At 54.0% G+C, this 8369-nt stretch carries 9 protein-coding genes; 5 read left to right on the top strand and 4 right to left on the bottom strand.

Annotated elements, in window-relative coordinates:
* Positions 1-585 precede the first annotated feature (585 nt).
* Positions 586-780 (top strand): hypothetical protein, encoded by a 195-nt coding sequence (locus tag EI77_RS20705; RefSeq protein ID WP_133797216.1) that lies wholly within the window; start codon positions 586-588, stop codon positions 778-780.
* 503 nt (positions 781-1283) lie between these two features.
* Here the strand turns inward: EI77_RS20705 and EI77_RS20700 are convergent.
* The gene (locus EI77_RS20700; RefSeq protein WP_166647405.1) at positions 1284-2573 is read right to left on the bottom strand and encodes an outer membrane protein assembly factor BamB family protein; all 1290 of its coding nucleotides are present in this window, start codon (positions 2571-2573) and stop codon (positions 1284-1286) included.
* 463 nt (positions 2574-3036) lie between these two features.
* On the opposite strand from EI77_RS20700, the gene EI77_RS20695 reads away from it, so the two are divergent.
* Together EI77_RS20695 and EI77_RS20690 are read left to right on the top strand one after the other, a co-directional pair.
* Positions 3037-3663, top strand: coding sequence for an RNA recognition motif domain-containing protein (locus EI77_RS20695; protein ID WP_166647404.1), 627 nt, complete (start codon positions 3037-3039; stop codon positions 3661-3663).
* Positions 3664-3793: 130 nt separating this feature from the next.
* Complete coding sequence (locus tag EI77_RS20690) at positions 3794-4369, top strand: sterol desaturase family protein (protein ID WP_133797213.1); 576 nt, start codon at positions 3794-3796, stop codon at positions 4367-4369.
* A gap of 81 nt (positions 4370-4450) precedes the next feature.
* Here EI77_RS20690 and trxB read toward each other — a convergent pair whose 3' ends face one another.
* The 3 genes from trxB to EI77_RS20675 form a co-directional block, all read right to left on the bottom strand.
* Positions 4451-5383 (bottom strand): thioredoxin-disulfide reductase, encoded by a 933-nt coding sequence (gene trxB, locus EI77_RS20685; RefSeq protein WP_208300434.1) that lies wholly within the window; start codon positions 5381-5383, stop codon positions 4451-4453.
* Positions 5384-5555: 172 nt separating this feature from the next.
* Positions 5556-5975 (bottom strand): hypothetical protein, encoded by a 420-nt coding sequence (locus tag EI77_RS20680; protein ID WP_133797212.1) that lies wholly within the window; start codon positions 5973-5975, stop codon positions 5556-5558.
* 19 nt (positions 5976-5994) lie between these two features.
* Positions 5995-6852 (bottom strand): TIGR02587 family membrane protein, encoded by an 858-nt coding sequence (locus EI77_RS20675; protein WP_208300433.1) that lies wholly within the window; start codon positions 6850-6852, stop codon positions 5995-5997.
* A 222-nt stretch (positions 6853-7074) separates the two neighbouring features.
* On the opposite strand from EI77_RS20675, the gene EI77_RS20670 reads away from it, so the two are divergent.
* Both EI77_RS20670 and EI77_RS20665 read left to right on the top strand, forming a co-directional pair.
* A complete protein-coding gene (locus tag EI77_RS20670; RefSeq protein ID WP_133797211.1) occupies positions 7075-7710 on the top strand; it encodes a carbonic anhydrase in 636 nt (211 codons plus the stop codon).
* 124 nt (positions 7711-7834) lie between these two features.
* Positions 7835-8278: a helix-turn-helix domain-containing protein gene (locus tag EI77_RS20665; protein WP_208300432.1), complete on the top strand. Its 444-nt coding sequence runs from the start codon at positions 7835-7837 to the stop codon at positions 8276-8278.
* The last annotated feature ends 91 nt before the right edge of the window (positions 8279-8369 follow it).

Here is an 8369-nt window from a genome sequence, read left to right as displayed (position 1 = left end):
CGTTCGTTCTGAGCCAGAATCAAACTCTCCAAAAATTGGTGCTGACTTTAGTTTCCTTAAGTCAGCTAAATTGACCTTGCCATTCTTTCAGGCAAGCTGCGCATTCCATAACACGCAGCGCACAATTTAGCTTTCGTTTTTGTCTCTCCAAATCACTCAAACTCACTCAGCTTCCGCTTCGCTCATTCTCGCCAATCTGAAGATGTTGTTTTCTGAAAGATCACTTTCTGATTTCCACTCCGTGAACAACTAAAGTCGCTCGCTTCGCTTTTGTCAGCCGCTCCTGTTTCGGTGGCGGATTGGCAGTATGGCCAGTCCCGAGATCCGCGCAACTCCTTTCTGCTCTTTTTTGAAGGTTTTTTCGCGCTTTCTTCTCCCAAGACCCCTTTTTTACCCAAAATTGGGGCATTTTCGACTCGCTGGAGGAAAATCGGCATCGTGTTCGACGGTCTAACCATGAGGATGAAATGAAAAAGGAGAAATATGATGAGAAGCGCAGATGGGCGGTCTTGTCCGAATAAGTGTGACGCTGCTGAAAAAGAGACACTTTGGAGGCCGCGTTGCAAAACATCAACTCTCCTCCTTATGCATCCCGCCCCTACCGAAACAACCCGCCTCGACACTGAAGATGAAGAGACTAAAGCCTCTACTACTGATCTAACCGAGCAAGACCGGATTGATGAAGCCATGGCGGAATCTTTTCCCGCCAGTGATCCACCCTCCTGGAATGCAGGCATCAAGCAGGCGGAGGATGATCTGACTGAAGATACCTCTAAATGAGATGGCCTCAGTTGCGACTGGTGCCATGCTTTCGGTTAGTCGCTTCATCGGCTTGGCGAAGGGATCAAAACATTGGGAAGAATTCCTCGCCGGTCCCTAGCCATTATCTGCCGCACTGATCAAGGTGCGAATTGATCCGCTCGAAGACGATTTGCACCCTATCCGCTTCGAGGCGTGAACTTGATGGCCATTGGACAGGCAGATTCGAGAAATTTGCTGTATGCGCCCAAGATCGCCGGAAATGGGACCAGCCAATATGCGACGAAGATTTCGGTCTCGCAATATGCGGTCCTCAATGTGCCAAACATCAATCGAGGAGGATGGATTCCATCTGCAGTGCATCTGAGAACCATTGGCTTCCTATTCATCAAATGGTGGAAAAAGGCATCGGCTGGCCAGCCGCACGGTCATCTACAAGGAAAGCCATTAAACCGAACTAGAATCTTGTGCCGTGGGTGAAATGTTGAAACGCCAGCTCACCCCAGCCCAGCTTCCCATCTTTGTTATGGAACAGGCTGGCTTTTGGAGCCAATGCACCAGAGCTTATTTTCCGTGCGGACGTAAATGCGCCCGTCGCCAATCGCGGGAGTAGCGTTGATGGTGCTGTCCAATTTATTGGCGGAAAGCTGCTCGAATTTCTCGCCAGCTTTGAGAATGACCAAGTCCCCCTGCTGGCTGCCGCAGTAGATCTTTCCATCTCCGGCAACGGGGCTGCTAAAAAATTTGCTGCTGCCTTTGCTGCCGTTGACGCGCTCTTCATAAACGAGCTCGCCAGTTTTGAATTTGACCGTTTTGAGGATGCCGCCGTCACCCAATAAGTACATGAAATCGCCCATAACTAGTGGAGAAGGCACATAGGGCAGCCCTTTGCTGAAAGTAAAGCTGACCGGCTTAGGTTTGGGGTCAGTGATGTCGATGGCAGCAAATTCCTTGACTCCACCGCCCGTACCAAAGGTGCAGAAGTAAACGCCATCATGCAGGACGCCAGAACCAAGGCTGCGCTGCTTGTAGCCCTCGTTATGTTGCCAGTTGATCTTGCCTGTAACGGGGTCAATGCCCATGACGCCGCTGGCGTTGTTGGTGCAAATAATTTCCTTTTTACCATCCGCCCGCACATTCACCACCGGGGTGGAATAGGTATTGAGACAATTGGGGATCTCCAATTTCCAGACCTGCTTGCCAGTGACTGCATCCAGACCAACGATGCAGCTTTTCCATGCCTGCTGGACGGGATCTTCAGTATAGACTTTGCCATCACGCTCCCAGTCGAACTCACTGCGAACGATCATGATGCCATCCACCACAATGGGGGAGACGCCAGTACCGTGCTCGTGGATATAGTCAGCGACATGCTCGTTTTTCCAGACCTGCTTGCCTTTATGGTCAATGGCCAAGGCTTGGATGGTGGTTCCAGTGCTCCAATTGACATAGATCCGGTCCGCATCCACGAATACTGAACTGCTGGCGAAGCTGTTGAAATTGTGCTTTTTGTGTTCTTCGAAAGGCTCCTCATGCCGCCACAGTTCTTGCCCGCTATTAGCATCCAATGCGATGATGCCATGCCGACCGGGGCTGGTTTCCGCAGTCACTAAGACTTTGTCTTCCCAAAGAACAGGGGAAGACCAGCCCTTCGCTAAGTCCACACTCCACAAGGTATTCTCAGCAGTCACCTCGGAAGGGAGACCGGAGGTTTCCGCCACGCCTGTTCCATTCGGCCCCCGGAAACGGCTCCATTCAGTCTTGGCAGAGGCAATCGAAGACAGCAGAAGGATAGCAGCGAGGGTGATTTTCATGAAAGCAGGGGGAAAATGGCGATTCACTGTATCGTTAGCGGGTTTCACTTTCTTTCCATGAAGACTTTCCCATGCGGGCCGGAATACGATGTTGACCGCCTTCATCCTGACAGTTAGGCTGAATTTGCAGTTTAATCAGAGCATCGGTGCTCTGAGGCCACCTCCCCCCACCCAATTTGCGGAATGTGCCACGCCAGACCTCTGATCGTGCCTAAAGCTATGAATGGACCAGCGATTGTATCGCGGGGCGGCCTCATTGTGACTTGTGGTCACACGCACCGGGACCCCGTGTGGTCCGGCTCACTGAACTGCAGCACCCGATGGGGCTGCGACGACCCGCACTGGCGGTCCGTCAACCGGCCCGGCCTCGTGGATGTGACAAGACGTCCATCCCCACTGCCGACCCCTAGCACGCCTCATGGCGCGGTGCTCAGAACCCAACCCACCCAAGAACGAACGACCCATGTCAGACAGCACTACCCAAGGAAACAATCGCCGCCGCCGCAGCCGTGGCGGACGCAACCGTCCGGGCTCCTCCGGCGGACAGCATAGCCCTTCATCCCGCCCAGGCAGCACCCCGCGTGCTGGCCATCAGGAACCAAGCGGCCTTCAGAAGATTCTCAGCTTTTTCTCATTTGGCCTCCTGGGAAAACAGAAGAGCCTGCCCCGCGCAGCCACCCCACAGCCTCGCAACCAAAGCACCCGGACCGAATCCGGTGGCCGCGACCGAGATCGTGACAGCCGTCCACCGCGCGAGCCAAAGCCGCGCCGTGAGCCAGTGTCCGTCAATCCATCAGACATCTCCACGGAGCGCCTTTATGTCGGTAACCTCTCCTACGATGCCACCGAGAGCGATCTTTTTGAGCTCTTCAGCGGTCTGGGCAGTGTGCGTAACTGCGAAGTAGTGGTCAACAACCGTACTCAGCGTTCCAAAGGCTTTGCCTTTGTCACCATGGGCAGCGTGGACGAAGCCCGCCGTGCCGTTCAGGAACTGGGTGGCAAAGATTTCATGAACCGCGCTCTCCAGCTCAGCGGTGCTAAACCGATCGGCTCCAGTGAAGACCGTAGCCAGCGCGAAAGCGACGGCTAATAACCCAAATTTTAAGCTTAAAGCCCGTCCGCCGCCCCCGGTTGGCGGGTTTTTTGCGTCTCTCTAACCCCGCAATTCGTATTGACTAACCGGGCATTTGCAACGAATGCCCGCGCTCTAATCAACCTGTATGGATTTTTTCTGGATTTGGTCGCTCATCGGCTTTGCATTGGCAGTCATTTATGGCTCATTTTTTGAATGGTCGGTTCATAAGTTCCTTATGCATCGCCCTTTTGGCGGATTTCAGTATGCTTTCCGGGCTCACGCTGTGGTTCACCACCAAGTTTTCAAGGCCGATCACACCTACCATCTGATTCATGATCATGATAAGGAGACCATCCCTATGGCGTGGTGGAATGGACCTGTGCTGATCCTGCTGAGTTCTATTCCCTTCGTGCTGGCATCATGGGCACTCGGACAGTGGGGATTGGTCACTGGCTCCGCGATTGGCATGACTAGCTATTATGTTCTCTACGAGCGCATTCACTGGTGCATGCACTTACCGAAGGCGCGCCGCTTGGAGCAGTCCTGGCTTTTCCGCCGCCTGAACGGTCATCATCTTCTGCACCACCGTTACATGCATAAAAATTTCAACGTAGTGTTCCCATTGGCAGATCTTTGCCTGGGTACCCTCATGCTGCGTGCCAAGACCCGCTTCGCCCAGGCGATGGGGCCTTCCGTGCCGGATGTGCAGCCGCAAGCGTAACTTATTTTAACCAAAAAAGAGCCCCACTTCTCTCACGAGAGGCGGGGCTTTTTTTGTGAAACGTTTTCTGCTTCCCTGGGATCAATGCACTCCGATATCAGCCAGATATCGCTCGGCTTCGAGGGCAGCTGCGCAGCCCTGACCCGCTGCCGTGATTGCCTGACGATAAACATGATCCGCCACGTCCCCGGCAGCAAACAAACCTTCGGTCTTTGTTCGTGTACCCTGGGTCTGAAGGACGTATCCGCCCTCATCAGTATCCACTAGGTCTCCCAGGAATGCAGCATTCGGGATGTGGCCAATGGCCACGAAGACGCATTTCAGTTCCAATTCGGACTTTTCCCCGGTGACGAGGTTTTCCAGAGTGACGGCGCGCATCTCACCTTTTTCATCGGTGAGGTATTCGGCGACAGTGCTATTCCAGACAGGTTCGATCTTCGGATTCGCCAGAGCGCGGTCGGCCATGATCTTGGAGGCACGAAGGCTATCGCGGCGATGAATCAGATACACCTTGCTGGCGAATTTAGTCAGAAAACTAGCTTCTTCACAGGCGCTGTCACCACCACCAATAACACACACGGGAACGTTCCGGTAAAAAGCGCCGTCACAGGTGGCACAACTGGTCAACCCGTGGCCGATGAGCCCTTTTTCATTGGGCAGGCCGAGATGCTTCGGGGAAGCCCCCGTGGCCACGATAACGGAACGGGCCTGGCGGACGGTACCATCATCGCTGATGATCTCGAAGTGGCCTTCGTCAGTCTTTTTCACGCCGGTGACCAGGGTATACTCAATCCGTGCGCCGAATTTTTCAGCCTGGGTCTGCATGTTCATCATCAGGTCAGGCCCCATGATACCCTCCGGAAAACCCGGGAAGTTTTCCACTTCAGTGGTGGTCGTAAGCTGGCCACCAGGCTGGTTTCCTGAAAGAATAAGTGGGCTCAGATTAGCGCGCCCCGTGTAGATAGCTGCCGTATAACCCGCGCAGCCGGTACCGATGATAATGACGTTTTCCATGTTTAAAGAGATCAAAAGAGACAACGAATGTGGGGAGGCCACGGACCAGTGCAAGGTGTGGTTTATACAGGGATGAAGCGTGGCTGATTCATTTATTCCCCATTCCGCCATTAGGAACATGGAGATTGTATTTGAATAGCGAGGAACAACGAAGCCGAGCGCCTGACTTCAATCACGGCTTTTGAAAGCCGGTGGCGCGCAGGGTGAGTGGGCTGGCGGAGGGATCTCGAGTGAAGAAGAGGCCACCGCCCTTCTCGGAGCCTGCGGGCAGAAAGTCCAGCACGGCAGCGCTTTCCTCTGATTCCGCCCCCTGACCGAGCACGCCGGTGATGTGGACATCGCTGGCAGCCTGCTGTCCTTCGTTGATTGCGCGAAACTGGGCCACATACCCGTGACGCAACGGCTGCACGGCCAGCACCTCCACTCGGATATCCGGCGGGCCATCCTCTTGCGTGGCGGCGGCATAGGCCAGATAGCCGACGGTGGCAGCCACCAGTAGCAGGCCGACGCCGCTGGCGATCCACTCTGCCAGCGGGATCTCCGGCGCGGCGTTCGCAGTTGCATTTGAAGAGTTTTTCTGAGGTGTGGCCATACAGTGAGTGAAAAAGAGATCAGATGACAAGCCGTGCGGCAGCGGCTCCGATGGCCGCAGGAAAGGCTAGAACCACTGTCGTAGCCAGGCCGGTCTGCAGACTCGCGCCATCCATGCGGCCAAACGTCCAGAGAATGTACAGGCTCATCAACAGTGCGATGGCATAACCAGGAATGGTGAAACGCAGAAATAGGCTCCACTGCGGCGTACTCTCAGGCGTGTCTGGGGTGCCGGAAAACTTCACGGCATACACAAAGGCATGCATAACTGCCAGGGACAACACAAGCAGCCCCAATACCTGAGCCAAGCCCATCTGCTGGGCGATGGCTAACATCTCATCCGTGGGGGCAAGATTGAATGCGAAAAAGATGGCCCCCACAGCCATGAGAAAAAGCTCCCCATCATAGCGGGTAAAGCGCTGCTTTTCCTCCTCTTCCTCCTCCTTTGTGCCGAACTGGCTGGCTGCGAGCAGCGCACCGATGCTGCCCGGGACGGCCTGGATGGCTATCTTGGCAATTAAATCATCCGCTGCGGTCTGCGGACCGATGACACCCAGCATCCAAAGGATGCCGCCACTGGTCACAAAACCAACTGCCAGCGCTACAAACGTATCCACCACATCATCCAGCATGCAGAAAGTTTCCTCGAAACCCGCATAATGTGAAAGCCCCACCAGCAGAGGAATGCTCATGAGGAATAGTAACGCTAGCCGCCCCTCTTCCGCCGTACTGCCCATGGACCACATCTCCATCGTCATGAGCAGAGGCAGGCCAAAAACAAGCGCCCCACCGAAGGCACGGGAGAGACCGATAAAAAAGTCCTTGTTGGATCGCTGGATCAGCGGTGTCCGGTTCATCTGGGCTGCGGGTTTGCTCATGGCTTGTCAGGGCATAGCGATCCTTCCCAAAGCCCGCTCTATCATGACACAAGCCCCTGCGGATGCAAACGTACGCCGTGTATCAATTAGAAGCCGAGATAGGTACGCTCTCCGGCCTCAGGCACCGCAGACAAGAAGCCCCCCTTCCCTGCTAGTCCCATCACCCCAGGGGCTAAGTCCTGCTCGCATCGGCAATCATTCTGTTTAGAGTTCTCATTTAGCATGACCACATACCGTGAAATCTTCGACAATAACAAAGCCTGGATTGATGCCAAAAAGGCAGAGCAACCCGATTATTTTGAAAAACTGTCGCTCGATCAAAAGCCGGATTATCTCTACATCGGCTGTAGTGACAGCCGCGTGACTGCCGAAGAAATGATGGGCCTGAAACCAGGCGAAGCCTTCGTACATCGCAACGTGGCCAACCTTGTTGTCAGCACCGACCTCAATGTCATGAGCGTCATTAATTATGCTGTTCGCTATCTGGCCGTGAAGCACATTATCGTTTGTGGTCACTACAACTGCGGCGGTGTTAAGGCCGCGATGGTGCCCAAAGACATGGGTATCCTTAATCCCTGGCTGCGCAGCATCCGCGATGTTTACCGCCTGCATGAGGAAGAGCTGGACGACATCCGCGATGAAGCCGCCCGCTACAACCGCCTTGTGGAGCTCAACGTCCAGGAGCAGTGCCTCAGTGTCATCAAGACAGCCTCCGTCCAGCTCAGTCACAGCCAACAGGGCTTCCCCATCGTCCACGGCTGGGTATTCGACATCCAAACGGGTCGCCTTAAAGACCTTCACATTGATTTTGAGGCGAAGCTCCAAGGCATCAAAAAGATCTACAACCTATTTGATTAACGCCCATGAAATCGGGGGCTATCGATGCTCCCGCTTTCCTATTGGTATAGTTAATCGAAAGTATGGCCTGCGATCATAGATCAGAAGCCACCAGTCATCGGTTGGCCTGAAGCAGAATGAGCTTTTGGGCACTGCAAGCTTTCGAAATAGAGTTATATACAGGATTGCAATGATTGATAATGCACTGAATAATTCAGCCATGAATTCTGAGCAAATCCGTAACTATCGCGAATCCAAAGGGCTGACTCAAAGCCAGTTCTCGGCGATGCTGCGGGTATCCCCCACCACAGTCACCCAATGGGAAAAGGGGCAAGCTCCTTCTGGGCCGGCCTCTTTGCTGCTGGAGCATTTAATCGAGGGAACTCCACTTTTCAGTTCCTCTGGAGACGCAGATTGGGACATGCCGCTAACTCTGAAAGAATGGGAAGAGCTGGAACGCCGCAGAGCCAGCACGGGATTTATGTCTGTACGTGATTATATGATCTGGTTGGTGCGGCAGGAGATGTTAAAGGAGCCTGCCAGCATTCAAAAAAACGATCTCAAAAAGAAAAAGCCAGCTTCATCATAGTGGCAAAAAAGATTACGGCCCTCCAGAGAATTATGTTCAAAAGAACATACTAGACAAGAGCAGTCGGCTCGCAAGATTGTGGCGGTCCTCC

The organism is Prosthecobacter fusiformis, from assembly GCF_004364345.1.
In the GTDB taxonomy this organism is placed as follows: Bacteria; Verrucomicrobiota; Verrucomicrobiia; order Verrucomicrobiales; family Verrucomicrobiaceae; genus Prosthecobacter; species Prosthecobacter fusiformis.
The sequence above is the reverse complement of the archived record's forward strand: the minus strand, read 5'-3'. Positions and strand labels throughout refer to the sequence as shown.

What these genes read in the sequence shown, in the direction of transcription:
- EI77_RS20705 (WP_133797216.1), top strand. Translation starts at nt 586, where the DNA reads ATGCATCCCGCCCCTACCGAAACAACCCGCCTCGACACTGAAGATGAA.
- EI77_RS20700 (WP_166647405.1), bottom strand. Translation starts at nt 2,573, where the DNA reads ATGAAAATCACCCTCGCTGCTATCCTTCTGCTGTCTTCGATTGCCTCT.
- EI77_RS20695 (WP_166647404.1), top strand. Translation starts at nt 3,037, where the DNA reads ATGTCAGACAGCACTACCCAAGGAAACAATCGCCGCCGCCGCAGCCGT.
- EI77_RS20690 (WP_133797213.1), top strand. Translation starts at nt 3,794, where the DNA reads ATGGATTTTTTCTGGATTTGGTCGCTCATCGGCTTTGCATTGGCAGTC.
- trxB (WP_208300434.1), bottom strand. Translation starts at nt 5,383, where the DNA reads ATGGAAAACGTCATTATCATCGGTACCGGCTGCGCGGGTTATACGGCA.
- EI77_RS20680 (WP_133797212.1), bottom strand. Translation starts at nt 5,975, where the DNA reads ATGGCCACACCTCAGAAAAACTCTTCAAATGCAACTGCGAACGCCGCG.
- EI77_RS20675 (WP_208300433.1), bottom strand. Translation starts at nt 6,852, where the DNA reads ATGAGCAAACCCGCAGCCCAGATGAACCGGACACCGCTGATCCAGCGA.
- EI77_RS20670 (WP_133797211.1), top strand. Translation starts at nt 7,075, where the DNA reads ATGACCACATACCGTGAAATCTTCGACAATAACAAAGCCTGGATTGAT.